We start from the raw sequence: 23101 nt of genomic DNA on the forward strand, positions 1-23101 counted from the left end.
CTGGCACGGATGAAACGGGAGGATGCGACGTGGCATCAGCAGACTCGGCAGCAGCGGGAGCGACGCGGAGCGCCGGGACGGGGGTGGTCCGCACCGACGTGCCGGCCCGGATGGACCGGCTGCCGTGGAGCCGCTTCCACCTGCTGCTGGTGATCGCGCTCGGCATCACCTGGGTCCTCGACGGGCTCGAGGTCACCATCGTCGGGGCGATCGGCCCGGTGCTGCAGGACAAGCGGGCGCTCGGCCTGACCCTCCAGCAGATCGGCGCCTCGGCCTCGTTCTACGTCGTCGGCGCGGTGATCGGCGCCCTGGTCTTCGGCTGGCTCACCGACCGGTTCGGCCGCCGCCTGGTCTTCTACGCCACGCTGATGATCTATGTCGGCGGCGTCATCGCCAGCGCGCTCGCCTGGGATTTCTGGAGCTTCGCGCTGTTCCGCCTCGTCACCGGGCTCGGCATCGGCGGCGAGTACGCGGCGATCAACTCGGCGATCGACGAGCTGATCCCGGCCAAGTATCGCGGCCGGGTCGACCTCATCGTCAACGGCAGCTTCTGGCTCGGCGCCGCGGCCGGCGCCGGGGCCTCGCTGCTGCTCCTCGACCCGAACCTCCTCGACCCGGATTTCGGCTGGCGCCTCGGCTTCGGCATCGGCGGCGTGCTCGGCCTCGGCATCCTGGTCTTGCGCCGCTACGTGCCCGAGAGCCCGCGCTGGCTCGTCACCCACGGCCGCGAGGACGAAGCCGAGCGCACGGTGGCGCAGATCGAGCGCACGGTCGAGGCCGAGACGGGCAAGGCCCTGCCGAGGGCCGAGGGCATCCTCGAGGTGCATCCGAAGAAGAGCTTCGGCTTCGGCGAGATCTTCGCCTCGATGGTGCACAAGCACCGCGGCCGCAGCATCCTCGCCTTGGTGCTGATGATCGCCCAGGCCTTCCTGTTCAACGCGGTGTTCTTCACCTACGGGCTGGTGCTGGCGAAGTTCTACGGCGTGCCGGAGAACAAGGCCGGGGTGTTCCTGGTGCCGCTCGCCATCGGCAACTTCTTGGGGCCGCTGCTGCTCGGCCACTTCTTCGACACGATCGGCCGGCGCCGGATGATCGCCGGCACCTTCGCGGTGAGCGGCCTGCTGCTGCTGGCGACCGCGATCGTGTTCGGCCTCGACCTGTTCACCGCCTGGACCCAGACCGTCGCCTGGATCGCGATCTTCTTCGTCGCCTCCGCGGCGGCGTCGTCCGCCTATCTCACGGCGAGCGAGATCTTCCCGCTGGAGACACGGGCGCTCGCCATCGCGGTGTTTTACGCGCTCGGCACCGGCGCCGGCGGCGTGATGGCGCCGTGGTTGTTCACCCACCTGATCGAATCCGGCCGGCACTGGGCTTTGGCCGGGGGCTATGCGGGGGCGGCGGTGCTGCTGGTGATCGCCGCGGTGACCGAGTGGCGGCTCGGCGTCGATGCGGAGGGCAAGTCGCTGGAGAGCATCGCCGATCCGCTGTCGAAGGCGGGGTGAGGCGCGCAGGGCGTCCGTACCGGGATCAGTGCAGCGCCGTCGGCCGCTCCGCCTCGGCCGTCACGGCCGCCTCGTCGAGGAGCGCCGCGCGGATGCGCACCAGGCGGAGTTCCGCCGCCTCGCGGCCGGCCTGCGCCGCGGCGGCGGCCTCGCGGGCGGCGGCGGTGTCGGCCAACACCTCGGCCAGGCGCTCCTCCAGCCGGCGCACCCGGGCCCGCTCGGCGGAGAGCCGGGCCTCGGCCGCCCCGGCCTGGGCCTGGGCCTCGGCGGTGGCCTGATTGGCCTCGGCGGCGGCGTTGCCGGCCGCGGCGGCGGCCCTGTCTGCCTCGGCGGCGGCGCTGTCTGCCTCGGCGGCGGCCTTGCGCGCCTCGGCGGCGGCCTGGCGCGCCTCGGCCGCTTCGGCGGCGGCGGCCCGCAACGCTTCCTCGACCCGGCCGAGCAGGGCGCCGACCTCGCGGCCGAGCCGGTCGGCCCGGGCCTCGGCCGCCACGGCGCGGGCGGTGGAGGCGCGCACCTTCTCGGTCGCGCGCCGCAGAAGGGTCAGGATGGTGCCGGTGTCGATCGCGGTGGGCATGGGGTCCGGGGTCTGGGATCCGGGGTCTCGGATCCGTGAGGCGGGCGGCGATCCCCTAGGGGTGCCCGCCGGCAGGCCGCGGTCAAGCGCCATCGCGCGGCTTCCCACACTCGCCGGGCCGCTGCGGCCTGGACGCCCCACCCCGCGGTTGCCGCCCTGCGACCGATGCGCGCGAAAAGCCCCCGGGCCGGGAACCTAACATGGAGCAAATCGATGCTCCCCGGGACTATCCCGATAGGTTCGGGGAGTATCCCTGACGGAAAGGTGCCGCGCCCATGTTCATGAGGATCGACCGCCTGCAGGCCGAGCTGCCGCAGCCCAAGAGGCCCGACCCGAACGCTGCCGCCGCCCTGCAGGAGCTGCTCGGGGGCAAGTACGGCGAGATGTCGACGCTCGGCAACTACATGTTCCAGAGCTTCAATTTTCGCGACAAGTCCAAGCTGCGGCCGTTCTACAGCCTGGTCTCGAGCATCTTCACGGAGGAGCTCGGCCATGTCGAGCTGGTCTCGACCGGCATCGCGATGCTCAACAACGGCCCGGGCGACCCGACGCCGGACGTCGACGTGTCGAAGGCGCCGTTCCACGACATGCAGGACATCCGCCTCGCCGGCAGCTTCCTCAGCAACGGCGGCGGCGCGATGCCGATGAATTCGAACGCCGCGTCGTGGAACATGGACATGGTCACCACGACCGGGAACATCATCATCGACCTGCTGCACAACTTCCACCTTGAATGCGGCGCGCGCCTCCATAAGCTCCGGGTCTACGAGACCCTGAAGGACCCGACCGGGCGCGAGGTCTGCGGCTACCTGCTGGTGCGCGGCTCGGTCCACGCCCACGCCTACGCGCTGGCCTTGAAGAAGCTCACCGGCGTGGCGATCGAGCAGATGCTGCCGACCCCCAACATCAACCTCGACCGCATCCCCGAGTGCCAGAAGTACCTGCAGGAGGGCAGCCACCGCCGGCTCTACACCTTCTCGCAGGATTACCCGGAATCGGCCGGCGTGTGGTCGAACGACGAGGTCGCGCTGCCGGGCGATCCGCCGGGTCGCCTCGAAGTGGTCGACGGTGCGCCCGAGGGCGGCAAGATCCCGGAGCTCGACGGCAATTACGGCGCCTTTGCGCCGAACTACAAGCCGGAGGAGATCTTCGAGATCGCCAGCAAGCTCTACAAGAAGAGCCGCTGAGGCCGGCGCCTTGTCCGGCGGAGCGGGTCCCGCTCCGTCGAAGGCCATGCGGCACAACCGAGGACCGGGAGCATCGTCCGATTGCCAGGGGATCGGGCGATGCTCCAGGAGGCGGGGCCGGTCAGGCCGGCCCCGCCGCCGCGTCGAGGACTTGAATCACCTCGGCCATCGCCGGCCGCACCGCCGGATCGGGCCCGGTGCAGGCCGCGGCCAGGGCATCCAGGGCCGGATCGTCGAGGGGGGCGAGCGCCCGTACCTCCTCGACCAGGAGCCCGAAGGCCCGCACGTCGAGCCGTTGCAGGATCGCCCCCTCGCGCCCCGGCGGCAAGGCGGAAGCCGCGCCGAGATCGCTCAGCACCGCCTCGCCATGGATCCCGTCCCACAGCACGTTGTGGCCGTAGAGGTCGCCGTGGCCGAAGCCCCGCGCATGCAGGTGGGCGGCCCCGGCGGCGACGCCCCGGAGGAGCCGCAACGCGGCGTCCCGCGTCAGGCGCAGGCCTGAATCGTAGACGTCGCGGCTGCAGCTCTCCAGGCTCGGCGGCCCGGCCAGCACCCGCCAATCCGCCGGCAGCAGCGGCATCAGCAGCCCCTGCGTCCCGTCCGGATGATCGGCGAGGCGGCCGAGTCCGCCGATCAGGTGCGGGTGCGCGCCGGCCGCCAGGCAGGCCGCCATCTCGCGCTCGGGCAGGCCGTCGCTGGTCATCGCGCCCTTGAACAGCTTGAGGGCGGCCGGCTCCGCGACGCCGTCCCGGCGCCACGCCGCCCGCATCACCCGCCCGGACGCCCCCTCGCCGAGGAGCGAGCCGACGGCGAGGTCGCTCCAGGCGACCGCCGCCGCGGCGGCCGGGGCCGGGCCTGCGCGGTCCTCGAACGGGTTGCCGGCCCAGGACAGCCAGGCGAGCCGGGGCAGGGCGGTCAGGCCGGCCGGCAGCGCCTCGAACCCGTTGGCGGCGATGCGCAGGAGTTCGAGATTGCCCGCGTCACTCAAGCGCTCCGGCAGCGCCCGCAGGCGGTTGCCGGCCAGCATCAGCTTCTGCAGTCTCGGCCGCTCGCCGAGCGAAGCCGGCAGGGACGCGATGCGGTTGTCGGTGAGGGTGAGCCAGCGCAGGGCCGGCGGCAGCGCGTCGCCCGGCACCTCGACGAGGCCGGAGCCGCGAAAGCCGACCTGGCTCAGGGACGCGCAATCGCCGAGGACCGGCGGCAGCCGGTCGAAGCGGTTGCCGGAGCAGAACAGCACCCGCAAGCGGCGCAGGCGGCCGAACCAATCGGGCAGGGCGGTGAGGTCGTTCTGGCCGAGATCGAGGACTTCGAGCGTGTCGGCGAGGCCGAGGATCTCCGGCGGCACCTCGCTGAGGCGTCCCTCCGGCCCGCCGAGGAGCCGCAGCTCCCGGGCCCCGGCGAGGTCGCCCCGGCGCAGGGCCGCGACGGCGGCGGTCGCGGACGGCACGGTCATGCTCGCGCGCCCGGGGCGCGGCGGGGTGTCGGCATCGTCGTCTCCCGGCGGCGCCTCCGCCGCCGGGCCGTGGTCGCCGGGAAACGCGGCCGGATCAAGGGGCCGCGCGGCGGGAACGCGTCAGTACGGGTAGCCGTAATAGGCGGGCGGCGCTGGCCGGTAACCGTACCCGTACCCGTACCCGTCGTCGACCGGCGGCCGGCCATAGGTCCGCAGGTAGGGGTCGTAGCGCGGCTTGCGGTAATTGCCGTTGTTGACGCCGGCCGAGCGATCGTTGCCGTTCAGCGCCGCGTAGGGCGACAGGCCGCTGCCGGCATCGCTGTTGCGGGCGAGAGCCGTGCCGGCCGTCCCAAGGATCAGGGCCGCCGCGACGGCGGCCTGGATCGTGAGAGCCCGCATGGGAGACCTCCTGATGGTGGGATCGTTCCGAGTGGGGCGAAACGGGCGCGCGGCGGTCGCGGTTCCGGCGCTCCGGGCGCGGCCTTTCGGCGCCCGGCGGGTCGAGGCGTCTAACGCCCGGCCAGCAGCGTCGCGGTCCGGCGCTGCTGCGCGAGCACGCGCCCGAGATGGTCGACCGCCCCGTCCTGCAGCCGGCGCAGGGCCTCCGGATCCTCCTCCGCGTCGCGCCGCATCGAGACGTAGAACTCGAACCCGCCGACCTCCGTCGCGCCGATCCGGTTCAGCACGAACGGGAACAGGCCGAGCCGCGCCGCCCCGGCGACGAGGCCGAGGAAGCTCTCCGGCGTGAACACCCAGCAATGGCATGCCACGTAGCGTCCGGAGGCGAGGGCGGCCGCGGCCTCGGCATGGGCATGCGCCAGGGCCTCCGCGCCGGCCAGGCGCGGCGCCGCCGCCGGATCCTCCCCGGCCCAGATCCGCTCCGGGCCGATCGCCCGTGCCTCGCTGGCATGGGCGAAGAGCTGGCGCGGGCTCGGCCGCGTGAGGCCGAGCAGGTCCGCCTCCACCAGCTCGGCCAGGGTGCTCGCCGGGCGGGCGGCGTCGAACATGAAGCGCTTGTCGGGCAGCGACAGGTTGAGCACGCCGCCGGCGCGCAGCACCCCGTGGATGCCGCGCAGCCAGCCGAGTAGGTTGGGCACGTACTGCGCCACCTGTGCGGCGATGGCGAAGTCGTACCCGGGTTCGTGATCGTCCCGGCCGAGCGCCGCGGCGAGCGACCCCGATCCGGCCCAGGCGTGATCGATCGGCGCCGCGTCGGGCAGGCCGCTCCCCGCATCGAGGGCGCGGTCGACGGTCGCGACGCGCACGCCCTCGGGCAGGGGGGTCGGGTTGTCGCCGGGCCCGAATTCGAGCCCGCGCGCCTCCGGCAGAGGCACGTCGTGGGTCAGCCGCGCCAGCCGCCGGTCGGCGGCGCGGCGGCCGAGGAACGCGTCGAGGGTGAGGGAGCCGGGTCTCATGGCTTGGGTTGTCGCATGAACCGCGTGACGCAGCGAGCCCGGTGACGCTTGCGGCCTCGTCCCGGGCGCAGCCCTGGGCCGGCGCGGCACGAAGGGGCTTGCGCGACGAGGAGCGCGGCGCTAATACCCCGCTCGCCTCTTGGGGCGTCGGAGCGTAGCGCAGCCCGGTTAGCGCACTAGTCTGGGGGACTAGGGGTCGGAGGTTCGAATCCTCTCGCTCCGACCATTCAAAACCTCTGGTCAGACAGAGACCTACGACAGGCGGCCCTCGGGCCGCCTTCGTCGTTTCTGGGGGGGCGGGTCCGCGAGGGCGTGTTGGGCCAATCGGTCGCCCCGGCCTGAGGCGCTTGTCTTGAGGCGCTTGTCTTGGCGCGTCGCGCTGTACGCGGGCCGAAGGCGCAAGCCTCCGACTACGCCCGCACGAGCCCGTCCTCGTCGCGGCGAGCCTCGCCGCCGGTGGTGGTCGGGAGCCGAGCGGGCAGGCGAAGCGGCGGTCGGTGCCGCGCCCCTGGCCCAAGTAAGGGGCGCCTACCGAGGGGCGCCTACTCGGTCACGATCACCCGGTTCGGCAGCTCGTCGGTGTCGCCCGGATGGGGCGGGGCGGCCTCGGCCAGGATCATGCCGGTGGCCTCCACCGCCCGCACCAGCCCGTCGGCCAGGGCGTCGCGGCGCAAGGCCGTCACCAGGTCGGCGAGCACCGCCTGCCAGGCCTCGGGGGCGGTACCGATTCCGGTGTCGGTGACCACGTCGGCGTAGCGCTCGGCCAGGGCGACGTAGATCAGCACGCCGGTGCGCCCGCGGGTGTGGGACAGGCCGCGGGACCGGAACGCGTGCTGGGCGGCGGCGCGGGCGCGGGCGCGGCGGACGAAGCGGGGCAGGGTGCGGGGCAGGCCAGCGAGGCTCGGGGCCGCCGCAAGGCCGAGGAGCAGCGCCAGGGCGACGACGAGCTGGACCAGGAAGATCCGGGTGGCGGAGAGCCCGGTCAGCAGGATCAGCGGCCAGGGCACCAGCAGGGCGCCCGCCAGGGCCAGCGCCGGGGGCAGGCTGCGATAGGCCCCCGAGCGGGCCGCCACCATCACGACGATCTCGCCCGCCGTGCCGCGCTCGGCCGCCGTGATCGCCGCCGCGATGCGGGCGCGCTCCGCTTCGCTCAGGATGCCAAGCATCGCCGTTCCCGGCATCACCACTCTCCCGAGGCGCCGCCGCCGCCCGACGAGCCGCCCCCGCCCGAGAAGCCGCCATCGCCGAAGCCGCCGCCCATTCCCCCGCCCATTCCCCCGCCGAAGCCGCCGCCGAAGCCCCCGCCCGAAGGGCCCGGCACGACGATCCAGCCGCCGCCCGGGCGGCGATGCGGCCGGCCGGGACCACCGCGGCCCCCGGCGAGGAGCCGCAGCAGCACGAACCCGATCACCACGAGCAGGATCACCACCAGGATCGGGTCGAGGCCGCCCGCCGCATCCTCGCGCACCTCGGCCCGGCGCTGCCACTCGGCGGCGTCCCCGGAGAGGATGCCGAGGATGCCGTCGACCCCCGCCCGGATGCCGCCGGGAAAGTCCCCGGCCTTGAATTTCGGCGCCACCGCGCTCGCGATGATCACCTTCGACAGGGCGTCGGTCAGGGCGCCTTCGAGGCCGTAGCCGACCTCGATCCGCACCTTGCGCTCGTTCGGCGCCACGAGGAACAGGACGCCGTTGTTCTTGGCCCCGGCGCCGAGGCCCCAGGCGCGGAACAGGCGGTTGGCGAAGTCCTCGACCGAGGTGCCCTGGAGCGAGGGCAACGTGGCGACCACGACCTGGTCGGTGGTCTTGTCCGCGTGCGCCTTCAGGGTCGCGGCGAGCGCCGCCCGCTCCTCCGGCCGCAGCAGGCCGGCCCCGTCGACCACCCGGCCGGTGAGCGGCGGCAGGTCGAGGGCCGCCGCCCCTGCTCCCGGGAGGCCTGCCCAGAGGAGAGCCGCCCAGAGGAGGAGGGCCATGGGACGGACGAGGGCGGCAGCTGCGCTGCGCATGGTCCCGGGATCCGGGCCTAGAACTTCACGTTCGGCGGGCGGCTGGCGTCGGGGGTGGCGGTGAAGGCCTCCATGGGCTTGGCCTCCGGGTAGAGGGTGGAGGCGATCCAGCGGCCCGGGATCGTGCGGATCTCGGTATTGTAGGCCTGCACCGCCTGGATGTAGTCGCGCCGCGCCACCGCGATGCGGTTCTCGGTGCCCTCGAGCTGCGATTGCAGGGCGAGGAAGTTGGCGTTCGACTTCAGGTCGGGATAGCGCTCGACGGTGACGAGGAGCCGGCCGAGCGCGCCGGAGAGCTGGTTCTGGGCGTCTTGGAACTCGCGGAACTTCTGCGGGTCGCTCACCGTCGCGGCGTCGACCTTGACCGAGGTCGCCTTGGCGCGGGCCTCGGTCACCTGCACCAGCACGTCCTTCTCCTGCTGGGCGTAGCCCTTCACGGTCTCGACGAGGTTGGGGATCAGGTCGGCCCGGCGCTGGTACTGGTTCTGCACCTCGCCCCAGCGCGACTTGGCGGCCTCCTCCAGGGTCGGCACCCGGTTGACCGCGTCGCAGGCCGTGAGGGTGGTGGCGAGGCCGAGCGCCAGGACGGCGAGCCGCAGGCGGCCGATCAGGGAAGCGGTCATGGCGGGCGGCGAGGCTCCTGGTGCTTGGTCGGGGTCTCGGGCGGCGCCTCCCGGCGCCGCGAGCGTTGCCGTCGTCACATAGGCGGCATTCCGCCGCGGACCAGCGGGGAGGCGATCGGGTTCGTGCGAGGCCGAGGAGCGCCCGCCGCCGGTTGGTCCCGCGGCGCTCCGGCGTTATGCCCTGGCCGCGGCCAGGGCGGGCCGATTCGGGACCGGCATGGCGAAGCGAGCGGCCAAGGCAGAGACGGGCAGGACACCGGCGGCCGAGACACCGGCGGCCGAGACACCGGCAGCCGAGACGGCGGTGGCCAAGACCGTGGTGGCCAAGACCGTGGTGGCGAAGACGAGGACGGCCGGGGCGAAGGCCGCCAAGGCGACCTTGGCGGAGCGGCTGCCGGCGATGGCGGCCGGGACGGCGCCGGCGGGCGAGCCGCCCTCGGCGGCCTCCCGGTGGCGGGAGACGCGCAACGCCGCCGCCCGGGCGCGGCTGGAAAAGTCCCTGCCGGCGTTGTTCCCGATCCCGGTGCTGCGCCACGCCCTGTCGCGGCCCCTGGTGCCGCCGACGCCGCGGCTCGCCGTCGAGAGTTACTGGCGCCACCATATCCTGCGGGCCGACCGGCTGGCGCGGGCGCTCGCAGCGCGCTCGGGCCAGCCCGAGGGCTGGACCTGGCGCCTCGGGACCGGGAATCCCGAGATGCGGCGTCCCGACCCGGCCTTGGACGATCCGTCCGGGAAGGGCTTGCCGTTCAGCTTCCGGGTGCCGCCGGCGCCGTTCCGCGAGGCGCCGCACGCCTTGGGAAAGGGGCATTGCTGCATCTGCGGCCAGCCGGTCTACCGCTTCGGCTGGCACCGCGACCTGTGGCGGGCGGGTGCGCCCAACCGCAACGCCGCGTGGCATGCCGCCTGCGTCGCGGCCTGGAAATTCTGGATCGCCCCGGCCGACCACGTGAAGGAGCTGAAGCGCCGCCAGAACCATCGCTGCGCCCAGTCCGGCAAGCGCCTGCTGAAGACGGCCGAGGTCGACCACCGGGTGCCGCTCTACCGGATCTGGCGCGAGGAGCGCGGGCGGCCCTGGCCCGAACTCCTGGGCTATTGGGGCCTGCCGAACCTGCAGGTGGTCAACCGGGCGATCCACGCCGACAAGTGCGCCGCCGAGGCCGGCGAGCGGGCGAGCGTGCGGCGGCAGGCGGGCGGCCCGGAGGCCGGCGACCCCGCCGCCGGCGCCGAGTGAGCGGTTCCGCTACCGCGGAAAGATGTGCAGCCCGTCATCCGGCAGCAGGTTACGGGCCGGGCCGCCGGTCTGCTGGCCCCCGCCCTGCTGGTAGGCGGGCAGCTCGGGGCGGCGGTCGTTGTCGCCGCCGGTATCGTAGACCCAGGGCGCGGACCACGGCGCGCGGCCGCCGACGGTGCCGGTGGCGTCGATGTCGCGCGGGGCGTAGCGGTAGGCCGGGCCCGACTGGGCGGAGGCCGCGAACGGAGCGAGGACCGTGGTCGCCAGCAGGGCGGCCGGGATCAGGAGGGTCCGCAGGGGGCGCATCGGCATCCTTTCGGAAAGAGGCGTGAGGACCGCCGGGGGCGGCCCGATTGCCGGGACAACGGCCAGGCCGGGCCTGACGTTCCGGCACCGCCGGGCGGGCCACCCTGCGGCCGGGCCGGTTAAGGGCTCCTGCTCGTCAGCTCCGCCGCAGCTTGGCGTAGCGCTTGAGCACCCGCTCGCGCTTGAGCCGCGACAGCCGCTCGATCCAGAACACGCCGTCGAGCTGGTCGATCTCGTGCTGCAGGCAGGCGGCGGAGAAGCCGTCCTCCTCGACCTCGTGCGCGGTCCCGTCGAGGTCGTGGAAGCGCACCCGCACCCGGGCCGGGCGCTCGACCTCCTCGTCGACGCCGGGCATCGAGACGCTGCCCTCGCGGTGCCGGGCGGTCTCGGGCGAGGCCCAGACCAGCTCCGGGTTGACGTAGGTCCGCGGCGCGAGGTCGAGCGCCGCCCGGATGATCGTCAGCCGCACCGGCGCGCCGACATGCGGGCCGGTGAGGCCGAGCGCCGAGACCGACAGCAGCGTGTCGAGGAGATCGCCCGCGAAGGCCCGCAGGGCGTCGTCGAAGGCGGCGACCGGGGGCGCGGGGAGGCGCAGGCGCGGGTCCGGGTAGAGCACCAGGGGGCGGACGGGCATCCGGCGCCTCAACGGGTGTGGAAGGAGTCGGGCCACAGCCCGGCCCGCTCGATCCCGACGACCAGCACCACGACGGCGAGCGCCACCGCGAGCACGACCAGCAGGTTGCGGCCCGGCACGCCCCGGGCGATCAGCACCAGCACCAGCAGCAGGGAGATGACCGAGACGACGACGTCCATGGGGGATCCTTCCGGGCGGTTGCGAGCGTGGCGGCAGAACACGGCCCTTCGTCAAGCGCGGATCACGGCCGCCGTTCCGGCGAGGGGGGCTGGACGGTCCGGTGCCTGACCAAACCGTAATCTGCGCGCCACGGGGCGGTCAGGGCCGCTGGCCATAATGGCCCCATCGAACGGCCGCTGGCGCGGTCCTCGTAAGACGGAGCCCAGAGACACCCGATGACGCAGACGACCCAGACCCCCCGCGAGACCTCCCTCGAGACCCGCCGCTTCCACCGCAAGGCCCTCGCCTCCGTGGCGGCCGTGACCCTGGTGGCGACCGGTGCGCTGGGCACCGCCTTCCTGCCGCCCACCACCGCGGCCTACGCCCAGGCCCTGCCGCAGACCCCGATCACCGCCCCCGAGCACCCGCCGGGCAGCTTCGCCCCGATCGTCAACCGGGTGAAGCCGGGCGTCGTCTCGGTGAAGGTGAAGCTGAAGGACGACGCCTCGGACGACGAGGACGGCGGCGGCCAGCAGAACCTGCAGAACGTGCCGCCGCAGCTGCGCGACTTCTTCCGCCGCTTCGGCGAGGGCGGTCCCGGCGGCATGCAGCGCCAGCAGCGCCACGGCGGCGGCGCGGCCCAAGGCTCGGGCTTCTTCATCTCCGGCGACGGCTACGTGGTGACCAACAACCACGTGGTGAACAACGCCAAGTCGGTCGAGGTCACCCTCGATGACGGCCGCACCCTGCCGGCCAAGATCATCGGCACCGATCCGAAGACCGATCTCGCGCTGCTCAAGGTCACCGATGGCGGCCCGTTCCCCTACGTGAAGCTGTCGCACGGCGCGCCGCAGGTCGGCGACTGGGTGGTGGCGATCGGCAACCCGTTCGGCTTAGGGGGCACGGTCACCGCCGGCATCGTCTCGGCCCGCGGCCGCGACATCGGCGCCGGCCCCTACGACGACTTCCTGCAGATCGACGCGCCGATCAACAAGGGCAATTCGGGCGGGCCGACCTTCAACGTCAACGGCGAGGTGGTGGGCGTCAACACCGCGATCGCCTCGCCGTCCGGCGGCAATGTCGGCCTGGCCTTCGCGATCCCGTCCGAGACGGTGCAGGCGGTGGTCGACCAGCTGCGCGCCGACGGCAAGGTCGCCCGCGGCTATCTCGGCCTGCAGATCCAGCCGGTGACGAAGGACATCGCCGACAGCCTCGGCCTCGACAAGGCCAAGGGTGCCCTCGTCAACAGCGCCCAGGACGGCACGCCCGCCGCCAAGGCGGGGCTGAAGTCCGGCGACGTGGTCCAGGCGGTGAACGGCGAGCCGGTGACCGATGCCCGCGAGCTGTCCCGCAAGATCGCCTCGCTGAAGCCCGGCACCAAGGTGGACCTCACCTTCGTCCGCGGCACGAAGACCGAGAACGCCCAGGTGACCCTCGGCACCCTGCCGAACGACACCAAGGTGGCGAGCGCCAACGACAATGGCGGGCGCCGCGGCGACAGCCAGCCGCGGCTGGGCCTGAGCCTCGCCCCGGCGGGCCAGGTCGGCGCCGGCCAGGAAGGCGTCGCGGTGGTGGCCGTCGATCCGGACGGTCCGGCGGCGGCCAAGGGGATCCAGGAGGGCGACGTCATCCTCGATGTCGGCGGCCAGCCGGTCTCGAACCTGTCCGACGTCGCCACCCGCATCCGCGCCGCGGAGACCGACGGCCGCAAGGCGGTGCTGATGCGGATCAAGAACGACAAGGGCACCCGCTTCGTGGCGATCGGCCTGCAGACGACGAAGAACGGCTGATCGGCCCGGACCGCAACGAGACGCCGGCCCCGCGAGGGGCCGGCGTCTTCCGCGTCCGACCGGCGGGAGCAGTGCCGCCCAGCGGCTCCCTCTCTGCACCGTTGCGGACACATGGATGCTGCGCGGCGTCGCGCGCGGGATTCCGGAGTTCCGCGTGCGCGGCCCCGGGATGACGATGGAGGGGGGCCGGTCCGTCGAAGAAAGCGTCACACCCGGCACAGCCGGGCGAGCCGCCGCCCGGCGACCCGGCCGCGGGCGGTGCCGTCGGTCTGCACCGCCTCGCCGGCCAGGGCGATCCGGGTCGGGTTCTCGATCAGGGTGTAGCGGGTGCGCCCGGGCGGCAGGCCGAACTGCACCGCCCAGAGCCGCAGGGCGGCGCAGAACTCGCGCAGGGTCTCGGGGCCCGAGATCTTGGGTCCGAAGCGCAGCGGGTCGAGCACCGGCGCGACCTCGGCGGCGCCGTAGGGCAGGGCGCGGAAGCCTGCAAGCAGGCCCGGCCGTCCATCCGCGAGGCCGAAGGCGGCGGTCGATTCGACGCCCAGCGCCCCGGCGCGGTCGGGGGGGAGGGTGGTCAGGGCGAGGGTCACGGGCTGCTCGGTCATCACCACCACGGCGCGGTCGGGCGCCCCGGCGAGGTCGATCGCCAGCGGCCGGTAGCCGGTGCCGTCCGCCCGCGGCGCGGTGAAGACCAGGCCGATCAGGTCGATCGTCGCGGCCGAGCCCGGGACCCGGTCGGGATGGGCGGTCCAGCCGATCAGCCGCTCGCGCTGGGCGGCGCGCTCGGCCGAGACGTCGGGGATCTGGATCTCCGCATCCGGGAGCGTGCCCCGGATCAGGAGCGGGGCATCGGTGATGGCGGGAGCGGCGCAGACGGGGCAGGGGCGCTCGGGGGCCGGGGGCCGGGCCTCGCCCGGCGGCTGATCCGGCAAGGGGGCCGGCAAGGGGGCCGGCAAGGGGGCCGGCGAGGGGGCCGACACGCGGTCCGACAAGCGGGCGGGCATCTCGACCGGCCGTGAGGCCGGCGCCTGGACCGCGCCCGGACCCGATCTTTGGACCGCATCGTCCGCCGGGCGTGGGCGCAACAGGCCGATGCGCGGATCGAGGGCCGCGATCACGGCGAACGGGATCGCAACGGCCGCGAGCGCCGCCAAGCCGAGCCCCCATCGTCCGTCGCTGTCCCGCACGCGCCACCGCCCCGTTGCGCGCATCCCCTGGCGCGATCGGGCCAGTATGCCTCCATTCTTGCGGAAAGTGCGTCCGCGACAAAGACTTAGATGAAAATTCCTGGGGATGGCCACCGTGAGCCCTTGCGCGGTGCCGTTGCGGCATCGGCCCATGCTCCGGGACGGGTGCCCGTCCCGCCCGGATGCCCTATGCTGGCGCCATGACGTCCGGTTCCGAGACTGCCCGTCCCCCGTCGATTCCGGCGCCCGATCCCACCGACGGCCTCGCGCGCCGGCTCAGGCTCGAGCGGGAGGCGCGGGGCTGGTCGCTCGGCGACCTCGCGGCCCGATCCGGCGTGTCGAAGGCGATGATCAGCAAGGTCGAGCGCGCCGAGGCGAGCCCGACGGCTCTCCTGCTCGGCCGGCTCTCGGGGGCCTTCGGGCTGACCCTCTCGACCCTGCTGGCGCGGGCGGAGGGCGAGACCGGCCAGGTCCGGCGTGCCGCCGCGCAGCCGGTCTGGATCGATCCGGCGACGGGCTATCGCCGGCGGCAGGTGTCTCCGCTGCTGGCCGAGAACCCCCTCGACCTGACCGAGGTGGAGCTGCCGGCGGGGGCCGAGATCGCCTATCCGGCGGCCTCCTACGCCTTCCTGCGCCAGATGATCTGGATGCTCGACGGCACCCTGACCTTCCGGGAGGGCGAGGCGACCCACGTGCTCGAAGCCGGCGACTGCCTGGCGCTCGGCGCTCCCGTCGACTGCGCCTTCGCCAACCGGAGCGGGCGTCCGTGCCGCTACCTCGTCGCCGTGGTGCGGCAGCGCTGAACGTTGACGTCGGGGATCAGGCGGCGCGCCGGGCGAGGAAGGTCCGGGCCTCGGCGCCGCCGCGCAGGACGCCGTAGATCAGCACCGGCCAGCAGAACAGCAGCACCGCCAGCGGCACCGACATCTGCCAGCCGACGATCGCCCCGACGATGCCGGCCGCCGAGCCGACGAAGCGGAAGTAGAAGACCGGCACCGCGACCACCAGGGCGACCACGACCGGCACGCCCAGCACCGCCGTCAGCCCGGCCTGCACCGCCAGGAGGTTGGTCACGCCCATGGTCAGGAACACCAGGAAGGCGGCAATCTGCATCATCGGGTTGCGCTCGCGGCTTGACGATTCGTCCGGCCGGCACACAGACAGGCGAGCATGGCTTTTTGTGGGGCGGCGCGGGCCGGCCGCGATTCGGCGGCCGGGGGTTGCGCTTCCGCCACACCCGGGCCTGGGGGGACGCGCATCTAACCGTCAAACCCTTCCTCGGCCGCATCGATCTCGACCAAGCTGGCACCAATGCGGACGAATCAAGATCCGCGGATGCGACAGTGCGAGAGGGCACGATGGACCCGTGGGCGTTGTTCACCCAAGTTCAGTCCAATATCGGGGCGACGTGTGACCGCGCGATTCGGCAGGCATCATTGATCGAGGCCCGCGAGCGCGGCGGTCTGCCGACCGAGCACGAGCGGAACGTCCTGCGCGGCATGCGGGTGTCCCTCGGCCTCGAATATCACCACGAGGAGAGGCTTCTGTCCCTCCTGACCGGCGAGGCCGCGGAGTGCCGGCGCGCGCTCCCCGCCCGGCGGGCCTGCCACCGCGGCGCCGGGGAGGATTGCCCGCTGCCGATCCGTTGCTGCCAGGCCCTGGCGGCCACCCTGACGCCGTGGTCGCACCGGCCGTCCGCCCGCCTGCCCGCGGACCCCGCCGATTCGCGAGGTGCCCCGGCCGCCGCGCAGGCCGCGTCCCGCGCCTGAGGCGCCGCCGCCACAGAGGCCCGTCCATCCGCCGCCGCTCCCCTCGGGCGGCCGATGCGGGCCCGGCCGCTGTGGCGCGGCAGCACTGGCGGCGGGGCCGGATCCGGCGGTCTTCTCGTCCGCCACGAGCCCGGGATTCGAGACCAGGAACCGCGCCCTTGCCCGCCATGCTGCCCTCCGCGTCCAACGCGCCGCTCTTCCTCCACCTCGCCGGGTCGCTGGCCTTCGTGGCGATCGCCGGCCGCGGCATCGGCTGGGCGCTCGACGCCTGGGTCCGGCGCGCCCCCGACGCCGCGGCCGCGCCGCCCGGCCCGGAACCGGTGCCCGAGGCGCCTCAATCCGGCGCCCGCATCCGGTAGCCGACTCCCGTCTCGGTCAGGATGTAGCGCGGGCGCTCGGGCTCGGGCTCGAGCTTCTGGCGCAGCTGGCGCACGTAGACCCGCAGGTATTGCGGGTCGGCCGCATTGCCCCAGACCTCGCGCAGCAGGTGAGCGTGGGTCAGCACCTTGCCGGCATGGTGCACCAGCAGGCGCAGCACGTCGTATTCCTTGGGCGACAGCTTCACCTCGCGCTCAGCCACCCGGACGATGCGGCGCACGAGATCGACCGAGAGCTCGCCGGCCCGGAAGACCGGCCGCTCGCCGCCGACCGCGAGCTGGTGGCGGAGCGCCGTACGCATCCGGGCGAGCAGCTCGTTCATCCCGAACGGCTTGGTGACGTAGTCGTCCGCCCCGAGATCCAGGGCCTCGACCTTGCCGGCCTCGTCGTCGCGGCTCGACAGCACGATCACCGGCAGGTCGGGCCGGCGGGCGCGGATCTGCGCCAGGAGCGCGTGGCCGGCGATGTCCGGCAGGCCGAGATCGAGGATGGCGAGGGCGAAGGCCTCCCGCTCCAGCAGGTCGAGGGCGGTGCGGCCGTTATGCGCCTCCGCCACCGCGTAGCCCTGGCTGCCGAGGCCCACCCGCAGGAGCTTGCGGATCGGCGGCTCGTCGTCGATCACCAGGATGCGGGGTTCGTTGCTCACGCTCGGCTCCTCGCGCCCCGGCATCGCGACCTCGACGGCGACACGCCTTCACGACGGCGCACCCGCCCCTTTCCCGGACGACTGCAACGCAGGGGAAGGAGATCCGGGATCCAGCACAATAAGTCGCGAAGCGTCCGTGTGTCTGCAACGGTGCAGCGTACAGAGCCGCTTCGCGGCACGTCTTGTGCTGGATCCCGGATCTCCTTCCGCTGACGCTTCAGTCGTCCGGGAAAGGGCGGAGATCGACGAGAAGCCATCACGCAGCGTCCTCCAGGGCGGCGCGGGGCACCGGCAGGGTCAGGGTGAAGGCGGCACCGGACCGGTCGCTCCGGTTGCGGGCGGTGATCCGCCCGCCCATCGCCTCGACGAAGCCGCGCGAGATGGCAAGGCCCAGGCCGGTCCCGGCCCGGACCCGGTCGCTCTTCCTCACCCGGTAGAAGGTATCGAAGATCCGCTCCTCGTCGCCCTCCGGGATGCCCTCGCCCTCGTCGAGGATCCGCAGGCACACCGCGTCGCCCTCATGGTGGGTTTCTTGCCGGGTTTCCTGCCAGCCCTCGATCCGCACCAGGCTGCCCTCGGGGGCGTATTTGGCGGCGTTGTCGAGGAGGTTGAACAGTACCTGCTCCATCAGCACCGCATCGAGGCTCAAGGCGGGCAGGCCGGGCCGCAGCGCAACCTCGACCCGGTGACGGCCGAGGATCTTGGCCACGCGCGCGAGCGCCGTGCCGACGATCTCGGCCATGTCGTGGGGAGCGAGGTTCGGCGCGAGCGCGCCGGATTCGAGTTTCGTCATGTCGAGCAGGTTGGCGATGAAGCGGTTCAGGCGCTCGGCCTCGTCGATCATCGTCGCCAAGAGCTCGCCCTGCGCCTCCGGGTCGAGGGCGTCCCTCAGGTCGCGCAAGGTCGTCGCCGCGCCGAGCACCGCGGCGAGCGGCGTCTTGAGGTCGTGCGAGAGCGACGACAGCAGGGCCTGGCGCAGGCGGTCGGTCTCGGCCGAGCGCCGGGCCCGGTCGAGATCCTCGACGAGGTGGACCCGCTCGATGGCGAGCGCCCCCTGGTCGGCGAGCGCGTCGAGGAGCCGGCGCTGGTCGGGGGTGAGGAGCGGCCCCGGCTTGTCGCCGTCGAGCCCGACCACCCCGACCATGCCGCGGCCGGTGCGCAAGGGCAGGAACAGGCGCTTGGCCCCCGGCAGGGTATCGGCGCCGCGGCCCGCCGGACGGCCGTGGTCGAAGCTCCACCGCGCCGCCGCGAGGTCGGCCTCGTCGAGGAAATCCTCCGGCGGGTAGCCCGCCATCACCGCCACGGTACCGGTCTCTCCTTGCGGCAGCAGCAGCACCACCCGCAGGCGCAGCATCAGGGCGATCTGGTAGGCGGTGGCCCACAACACGTCGTCGAGGGTGCCGCAGCCCGCGAGCTTGCGCGAGAAGCCGTAGAGCGCCTCCGTCGCCTTGCTGCGGGTGCGCGAGATCATCGCCTCGGCGCGCACCCGTCCGGCGAGGTTCGAGACCACCACCGCCACCAGGGTGAAGAAGAACAGGGCGACGACGTTGGTCGGGTCGGCGATGGTGAAGGTGTAGAGCGGCGGCAGGAAGAAGAAGTTGTAGGCGAGCGACGAGGCCAAAACCGCGGCGAGCGACGGATAGAGCCCGAAGCGCACCGCCACCGCCACCACGGCGGTGAGGAAGACGAGATCGGTGCTCTCGTGGCCGAGAGACGATTGCAGCACGAGGCCGAGCCCCAAGGCGCCGGCGACCGCGGCGAGCGCCGCGGCATAGGGCAGGGCGCTGGGCGTGGGCGGGGCGGCGGTGCGCACGCCCTTGTGGGGGGCCGGTGCGCCGGCGATCTCCTCGCCCGCCACGACGTGGACGCTGATCGAGCCGGAGCGGCGCAGGAGGTCGTGCACCACCGAGCCGTGCAACAGCTCGAACCAGCGCGAGCGGGTCGACTTGCCGATCACCACGTGGGTGACGTTGTGCTCGCGGGCAAACCCGATCACGTCGTCGGCGATGCGGCCCTGGCTCGGCAGGGTCGCGGTCTCGCCCCCGAGGCGCTCGGCGAGCCGCAGGGTGTCGGCGATGCGGTCGCGCTCGGCCTCGCTCAAGGCGGCGCTGCGGCGGCTCTCGATGGTGAGCGCGGTGAACGGCGCCCGCAGCCGGTCGGCGAGGCGCTTGGCGGTGCGCACCAGCCCGGCCGAGCGCGGATCCTCGCTGACGCAGACCAGCACCCGCTCGCCCGCCGCCCAGGGGCCCGGGATCGCGTGGGCGCGCATGTGGGTGACGAGCTGGTCGTCGACCTGCTGGGCGGTGCGGCGGAGCGCCAGCTCGCGGAGCGCCGTCAGGTTGCCGGGGGAGAAGTAGTGCTTGAGCGCCCGCTCGGCCTGGCGCGGCAGGTAGACCTTGCCCTCGCGCAGGCGCTGGATCAAATCGCCGGGGGAGAGGTCGATCACCTCGATGTCGTCGGCCCGGTCGAGGATCGAATCCGGCACCGTCTCGCGCACCCGGATCCGGGTGATCTGCGCCACCACGTCGTTCAGGCTCTCGACGTGCTGGATGTTGAGGGTGGTGTGGACGTCGATGCCGGCCTGGAGCAGTTCCTCGACGTCGAGGTAGCGCTTCGGGTGGCGCGAGCCCGGAGCGTTGGTGTGGGCGAGCTCGTCGACGAGCGCCAGCTTCGGCTGTCGCGCCAGCAGCCCGTCGAGGTCCATCTCGTCGAAGGTGCCGCCGCCATAGGCGACGATGCGGCGCGCCAGCACCTCGAGCCCGGCGACCAGCGCCTCGGTCTCGGGCCGGCCATGGGTCTCGACCACGCCCACCACCACGTCGACGCCCTCGCGCCGGCGGGCATGGGCGCTCGTCAGCATCTCGTAGGTCTTGCCGACCCCCGGCGCCGCCCCGAGGAAGATCTTGAGGCGCCCGCGCCCGGGCGCCTCCCGGCGCGCCTGCGCCAGGAGGGCGTCGGGCGAGGGCCGTAAGCCCTCTCTCATCGGGCCTGTTGCGCCGGCATCGGGGCAAGATCCAGGGCGCGGTTGAGGGCGAGCACGTTGACCCGCCGCTCGCCGACGATGCCGAGGCTCGGCTCCCGGATCTGCCCGGCGACGAGGGCGCGCAAGGCATCCTCGGACAGGCCGCGAGCCTTCGCCACCCGGGGCACCTGGAACAGGGCGGCCTCGGGCGAGACATCCGGGTCGAGCCCCGAGCCCGAGGTGGTGACGAGGTCCTGCGGCACCGGGTCGGCGGGATTGTCCGCTTTGAGGGTGGCGAGATCGGCCTTCACCCGGTCGATCAGCGCCGGGTTGGTCGGGCCCAGGTTGGCGCCGCCGGAATTGGCGGCGTTGTAGGGCGCGGGCACGGTCTTCGTGGAATCGGCCGGATCGGGCGCCACGGTCGCCGAGGGGCGGCCGTGGAAGTAGCGCGGGCTGGTGAAGCTCTGGCCGATGAGCGCGGAGCCGACCAGCGTGCCGTCGGCGTTGCGGACGAGGCTGCCCTCGGCCTGGGCCGGGAACAGCGCGCCGGCGAGGCCGGTCATCGCGAGCGGGTAGGCCAGTCCCGTGACCAGGGTCAGGCCGGTGAGGAGCACGAGGGTGGGGCGGAGGTGCCGGAGCATGGCTGTCGTCTCGTTCAGGCCAGATGGAGGGCGCTCACGGCGAGGTCGATCAGCTTGATGCCGGCGAACGGCACCAGGATCCCGCCGAGACCATAGATCAGGAGGTTGCGCCGCAGCAACGCGGCGGCGCCGACGGCGCGGTAGCTCACCCCGCGCAAGGCGAGCGGGATCAGCGCCACGATGATCAGCGCGTTGAAGATGATCGCCGACAGGATCGCGCTCTGGGGCGACGCCAGCCCCATCACGTTGAGGGCCTGGAGCTGCGGGTAGAGCCCGACGAACATCGCCGGGATGATGGCGAAGTACTTCGCCACGTCGTTGGCGATCGAGAAGGTGGTGAGGGCGCCGCGGGTCATCAGCAGCTGCTTGCCGATCTCGACGATCTCGATGAGCTTGGTCGGGTCGGAATCGAGGTCGACCATGTTGCCGGCCTCGCGGGCCGCCACCGTGCCGGTGTTCATCGCCACGCCGACATCGGCCTGGGCGAGGGCCGGCGCGTCGTTGGTGCCGTCGCCGCACATCGCCACGAGCTTGCCTTGCGCCTGCTCCTTGCGGATCAGCGCCAGCTTGTCCTCGGGCGTGGCCTGGGCGAGGAAATCGTCGACGCCGGCCTCCGCGGCGATCGCCGCCGCGGTCATCGGGTTGTCGCCGGTGATCATCACCGTGCGGATGCCCATCCGGCGCAGCTCCGCGAAGCGCTCCCGGATGCCGCCCTTGACGATGTCCTTGAGGTGGACGACGCCAAGGAGCTTGCCGTCGCGGGCCACCGCCAGCGGCGTGCCGCCGGCCTTGGCGATCTCCTCGGCGATGCTCCGCACCTCCTGCGCCGCCGCCGGATCGAGGCGGGGTTGCAGCACCCGGGCGGCGGCGCCCGCGCCGACGAGCGCCGGGGCGGCGTCGAGGCTCGCGATCACCGCCTCGACCGCGCCTTTGCGGATCGAGGAGCCGTCGAGATCGATCCCCGACATCCGCGACTGCGCGGTGAACGGCACGAAGGTGGCGTTGAGGCTTCCCATGTCGCGGGCGCGCAGGCCGTGCGCCTCCTTGGCCAAAACCACGATCGAGCGGCCCTCCGGGGTCTCGTCGGCCAGCGAGGCGAGCTGGGCCGCATCCGCCAGCGTGCCGGCGGTGACGCCGCGCACCGGGCGGAACTCGGTCGCCTGGCGGTTGCCGAGGGTGATGGTGCCGGTCTTGTCGAGGAGCAGCGTGTCGACGTCGCCCGCCGCCTCGACGGCCCGGCCCGACATGGCGAGCACGTTGAAGCGCACCAGACGGTCCATGCCGGCGATGCCGATCGCCGAGAGCAGCGCGCCGATCGTGGTCGGGATCAGGGTGACGAACAAAGCCACCAGCACCGCGAGCGGGATCGCGCCGCCGGCGTACGACGCGAAGCTCGGGATCGAGCCGACCGCGAACACGAACACGATGGTGAGGCCGGCGAGCAGGATGTTCAGCGCGATCTCGTTGGGGGTCTTCTGCCGGGCGGCGCCCTCGACCAGCGCGATCATCCGGTCGATGAAGGTCGAGCCGGCGGCGGCCGTGATCCGCACCCGGATCCAGTCGGAGAGCACCTGCGTGCCGCCGGTCACCGCCGAGCGGTCGCCGCCGGATTCGCGGATCACGGGGGCGGATTCGCCGGTGATCGCCGCCTCGTTGACCGAGGCGATGCCCTCGATCACCTCGCCGTCCGACGGGATCACGTCGCCGGCCTCGACCAGCACCACGTCGCCGACCTTGAGGCCGGCGCCCGGTACGGTCTCGTAGCCTGTCCGCAGGCCCCCGATCGCGGCGCCCGGGCCGGTCAGGAGCTTCGCGGTCGTCTCGGTGCGGGTGCGCCGGAGCGACTCGGCCTGCGCCTTGCCGCGCCCTTCCGCCACCGCCTCGGCGAAGTTGGCAAACAGCACGGTGAACCACAGCCAGAGGATGATCTGGCCGGTGAACGCGAGATCCTTGAATGACAAGGCTTGGCCGCCGGTGACGAGGTCGCGGACGAACAGCAGGGTGGTGAAGGCCGCCACGACCTCGACCACGAACATCACGGGGTTCTTCACCATCTGGCGCGGGTCGAGCTTCGTGACCGCGCTCAAGCAGGCGGGCCCGATCAGGCCGGCGCCGAGAAGGGAAGGTTTTTGGGACTGGGCCATGATCCTGGGATCCGGATGAGGCGAAGATTTCAGGGGGGAGGGCGAGGCCGGCGGCCGCGCCCGGATGTGTCGGGGTCGATCCAGGCTGAACGGCGGACTTTCTACCCTCCGCGTCGTTCCGGGGCCGCGAAGCGGAGCCCGGAATCCAGAGCCGCAGGTCGTTCAGGACGGAGCGGACAGCATTCCGCTTCATCCTCCTCCGCCTGTTCTTCTGGATCCCGGGACCTCGCCTTCGGCGAGCCCCGGGATGACGGGGTGGGTGTCAGGACCGTGCGCGGGTCGTCCTTGCCGGTGCCGTCACGGCGCGAGCGCCGCGCCGCCGAGCATGATCGCCGCCCAGATCGCGCCGGAGCCGAGCAGCGCGAGGCCGGTGAGCGCCAGGACGATGTCGCAGGGCCGCAAGGCGGACCGGTCGGGGCGCGGGCCGGAGCGCGGCCGGTGCCGGGACAGGCCGCGACGGAGGCGGGTGGCGTGAGCGGTACTCATGGCTGAGTTCCC

Annotated in this window: 24 protein-coding genes and 1 tRNA gene; 8 read left to right on the forward strand and 17 right to left on the reverse strand. The window is 73.2% G+C overall.

Annotated features, from left to right (window positions below; genetic code table 11):
• The first annotated feature begins 110 nt into the window (after window positions 1-110).
• On the forward strand, window positions 111-1502 hold the full coding sequence (locus FF100_RS16165; protein ID WP_139036851.1) for an MFS transporter: 1392 nt from the start codon (window positions 111-113) through the stop codon (window positions 1500-1502).
• A gap of 25 nt (window positions 1503-1527) precedes the next feature.
• Here the strand turns inward: FF100_RS16165 and FF100_RS16170 are convergent, their stop codons facing one another.
• A complete protein-coding gene (locus tag FF100_RS16170) occupies window positions 1528-2076 on the reverse strand; it encodes a hypothetical protein (RefSeq protein ID WP_139036720.1) in 549 nt (182 codons plus the stop codon).
• 275 nt (window positions 2077-2351) lie between these two features.
• Here FF100_RS16170 and FF100_RS16175 point away from each other — a divergent pair, with 275 nt between their 5' ends.
• Window positions 2352-3263, forward strand: a complete 912-nt coding sequence (locus FF100_RS16175; protein ID WP_139036721.1) for a manganese catalase family protein — start codon at window positions 2352-2354, stop codon at window positions 3261-3263.
• Between the two features lie 121 nt (window positions 3264-3384).
• Here FF100_RS16175 and FF100_RS16180 read toward each other — a convergent pair whose 3' ends face one another.
• The 3 genes from FF100_RS16180 to FF100_RS16190 form a co-directional block, all read right to left on the reverse strand.
• Complete coding sequence (locus FF100_RS16180; protein WP_139036722.1) at window positions 3385-4716, reverse strand: leucine-rich repeat-containing protein kinase family protein; 1332 nt, start codon at window positions 4714-4716, stop codon at window positions 3385-3387.
• 120 nt (window positions 4717-4836) lie between these two features.
• Window positions 4837-5115, reverse strand: a complete 279-nt coding sequence (locus tag FF100_RS16185; RefSeq protein ID WP_139036723.1) for a hypothetical protein — start codon at window positions 5113-5115, stop codon at window positions 4837-4839.
• A 110-nt stretch (window positions 5116-5225) separates the two neighbouring features.
• Window positions 5226-6131 (reverse strand): class I SAM-dependent methyltransferase, encoded by a 906-nt coding sequence (locus FF100_RS16190; RefSeq protein ID WP_139036724.1) that lies wholly within the window; start codon window positions 6129-6131, stop codon window positions 5226-5228.
• 148 nt (window positions 6132-6279) lie between these two features.
• Here FF100_RS16190 and FF100_RS16195 point away from each other — a divergent pair.
• Window positions 6280-6357: transfer RNA gene (locus tag FF100_RS16195), tRNA-Pro, on the forward strand.
• 316 nt (window positions 6358-6673) lie between these two features.
• On the opposite strand, the gene FF100_RS16200 is transcribed toward FF100_RS16195, so the two are convergent.
• Genes FF100_RS16200 through FF100_RS16210 form a run of 3 tightly spaced genes read right to left on the reverse strand, consistent with a single transcriptional unit; the run spans window position 6674 to window position 8759 of the window.
• Entirely contained in the window at window positions 6674-7312 is a 639-nt protein-coding gene (locus tag FF100_RS16200; RefSeq protein WP_246102115.1) for a TPM domain-containing protein, read from the reverse strand.
• Complete coding sequence (locus FF100_RS16205) at window positions 7312-8136, reverse strand: TPM domain-containing protein (RefSeq protein ID WP_139036725.1); 825 nt, start codon at window positions 8134-8136, stop codon at window positions 7312-7314. Before FF100_RS16205 ends, FF100_RS16200 begins: the two co-directional genes overlap by 1 nt.
• Window positions 8137-8153: 17 nt before the next feature.
• A complete protein-coding gene (locus FF100_RS16210; protein ID WP_139036726.1) occupies window positions 8154-8759 on the reverse strand; it encodes a LemA family protein in 606 nt (201 codons plus the stop codon).
• Window positions 8760-9159: 400 nt separating this feature from the next.
• Between FF100_RS16210 and FF100_RS16215 the strand changes: the two genes are divergently transcribed.
• Entirely contained in the window at window positions 9160-9990 is an 831-nt protein-coding gene (locus FF100_RS16215) for a hypothetical protein (protein ID WP_171070206.1), read from the forward strand.
• Between the two features lie 9 nt (window positions 9991-9999).
• On the opposite strand, the gene FF100_RS16220 is transcribed toward FF100_RS16215, so the two are convergent.
• The 3 genes from FF100_RS16220 to FF100_RS37095 form a co-directional block, all read right to left on the reverse strand.
• Window positions 10000-10287: a hypothetical protein gene (locus FF100_RS16220; protein WP_171070207.1), complete on the reverse strand. Its 288-nt coding sequence runs from the start codon at window positions 10285-10287 to the stop codon at window positions 10000-10002.
• A 145-nt stretch (window positions 10288-10432) separates the two neighbouring features.
• Entirely contained in the window at window positions 10433-10930 is a 498-nt protein-coding gene (locus FF100_RS16225) for a peptide deformylase (protein WP_139036727.1), read from the reverse strand.
• Between the two features lie 8 nt (window positions 10931-10938).
• Complete coding sequence (locus FF100_RS37095; protein WP_167858657.1) at window positions 10939-11109, reverse strand: hypothetical protein; 171 nt, start codon at window positions 11107-11109, stop codon at window positions 10939-10941.
• A 216-nt stretch (window positions 11110-11325) separates the two neighbouring features.
• Between FF100_RS37095 and FF100_RS16230 the strand changes: the two genes are divergently transcribed.
• A complete protein-coding gene (locus FF100_RS16230; protein WP_139036728.1) occupies window positions 11326-12879 on the forward strand; it encodes a Do family serine endopeptidase in 1554 nt (517 codons plus the stop codon).
• Between the two features lie 206 nt (window positions 12880-13085).
• Here the strand turns inward: FF100_RS16230 and FF100_RS16235 are convergent, their stop codons facing one another.
• Window positions 13086-14063 (reverse strand): hypothetical protein, encoded by a 978-nt coding sequence (locus FF100_RS16235; protein WP_246102116.1) that lies wholly within the window; start codon window positions 14061-14063, stop codon window positions 13086-13088.
• Window positions 14064-14263: 200 nt separating this feature from the next.
• Between FF100_RS16235 and FF100_RS16240 the strand changes: the two genes are divergently transcribed.
• Window positions 14264-14866, forward strand: a complete 603-nt coding sequence (locus FF100_RS16240; RefSeq protein WP_139036730.1) for a helix-turn-helix domain-containing protein — start codon at window positions 14264-14266, stop codon at window positions 14864-14866.
• A 16-nt stretch (window positions 14867-14882) separates the two neighbouring features.
• Here FF100_RS16240 and FF100_RS16245 read toward each other — a convergent pair whose 3' ends face one another.
• On the reverse strand, window positions 14883-15179 hold the full coding sequence (locus FF100_RS16245) for a hypothetical protein (protein ID WP_139036731.1): 297 nt from the start codon (window positions 15177-15179) through the stop codon (window positions 14883-14885).
• Between the two features lie 17 nt (window positions 15180-15196).
• Here FF100_RS16245 and FF100_RS16250 point away from each other — a divergent pair, with 17 nt between their 5' ends.
• The gene (locus FF100_RS16250; protein ID WP_139036732.1) at window positions 15197-15832 is read left to right on the forward strand and encodes a hypothetical protein; all 636 of its coding nucleotides are present in this window, start codon (window positions 15197-15199) and stop codon (window positions 15830-15832) included.
• A gap of 158 nt (window positions 15833-15990) precedes the next feature.
• A complete protein-coding gene (locus tag FF100_RS16255; protein ID WP_139036733.1) occupies window positions 15991-16191 on the forward strand; it encodes a hypothetical protein in 201 nt (66 codons plus the stop codon).
• Here the strand turns inward: FF100_RS16255 and FF100_RS16260 are convergent.
• The 5 genes from FF100_RS16260 to FF100_RS16280 form a co-directional block, all read right to left on the reverse strand.
• Window positions 16167-16856: a response regulator transcription factor gene (locus FF100_RS16260; protein WP_139036734.1), complete on the reverse strand. Its 690-nt coding sequence runs from the start codon at window positions 16854-16856 to the stop codon at window positions 16167-16169. The two genes, FF100_RS16255 and FF100_RS16260, sit on opposite strands and share 25 nt — an antisense overlap.
• A gap of 256 nt (window positions 16857-17112) precedes the next feature.
• On the reverse strand, window positions 17113-19839 hold the full coding sequence (locus FF100_RS16265; protein ID WP_139036735.1) for a sensor histidine kinase: 2727 nt from the start codon (window positions 19837-19839) through the stop codon (window positions 17113-17115).
• Window positions 19836-20459: a K(+)-transporting ATPase subunit C gene (locus FF100_RS16270; RefSeq protein WP_139036736.1), complete on the reverse strand. Its 624-nt coding sequence runs from the start codon at window positions 20457-20459 to the stop codon at window positions 19836-19838. The genes FF100_RS16265 and FF100_RS16270 overlap by 4 nt, the downstream gene beginning before the upstream one ends.
• 14 nt (window positions 20460-20473) lie before the next feature.
• A complete protein-coding gene (gene kdpB, locus FF100_RS16275) occupies window positions 20474-22603 on the reverse strand; it encodes a potassium-transporting ATPase subunit KdpB (protein ID WP_139036737.1) in 2130 nt (709 codons plus the stop codon).
• A gap of 297 nt (window positions 22604-22900) precedes the next feature.
• On the reverse strand, window positions 22901-23089 hold the full coding sequence (locus tag FF100_RS16280; RefSeq protein WP_139036738.1) for a hypothetical protein: 189 nt from the start codon (window positions 23087-23089) through the stop codon (window positions 22901-22903).
• Window positions 23090-23101: the final 12 nt, after the last annotated feature.

This window comes from Methylobacterium terricola, from assembly GCF_006151805.1.
Lineage (GTDB): Bacteria > Pseudomonadota > Alphaproteobacteria > Rhizobiales > Beijerinckiaceae > Methylobacterium > Methylobacterium terricola.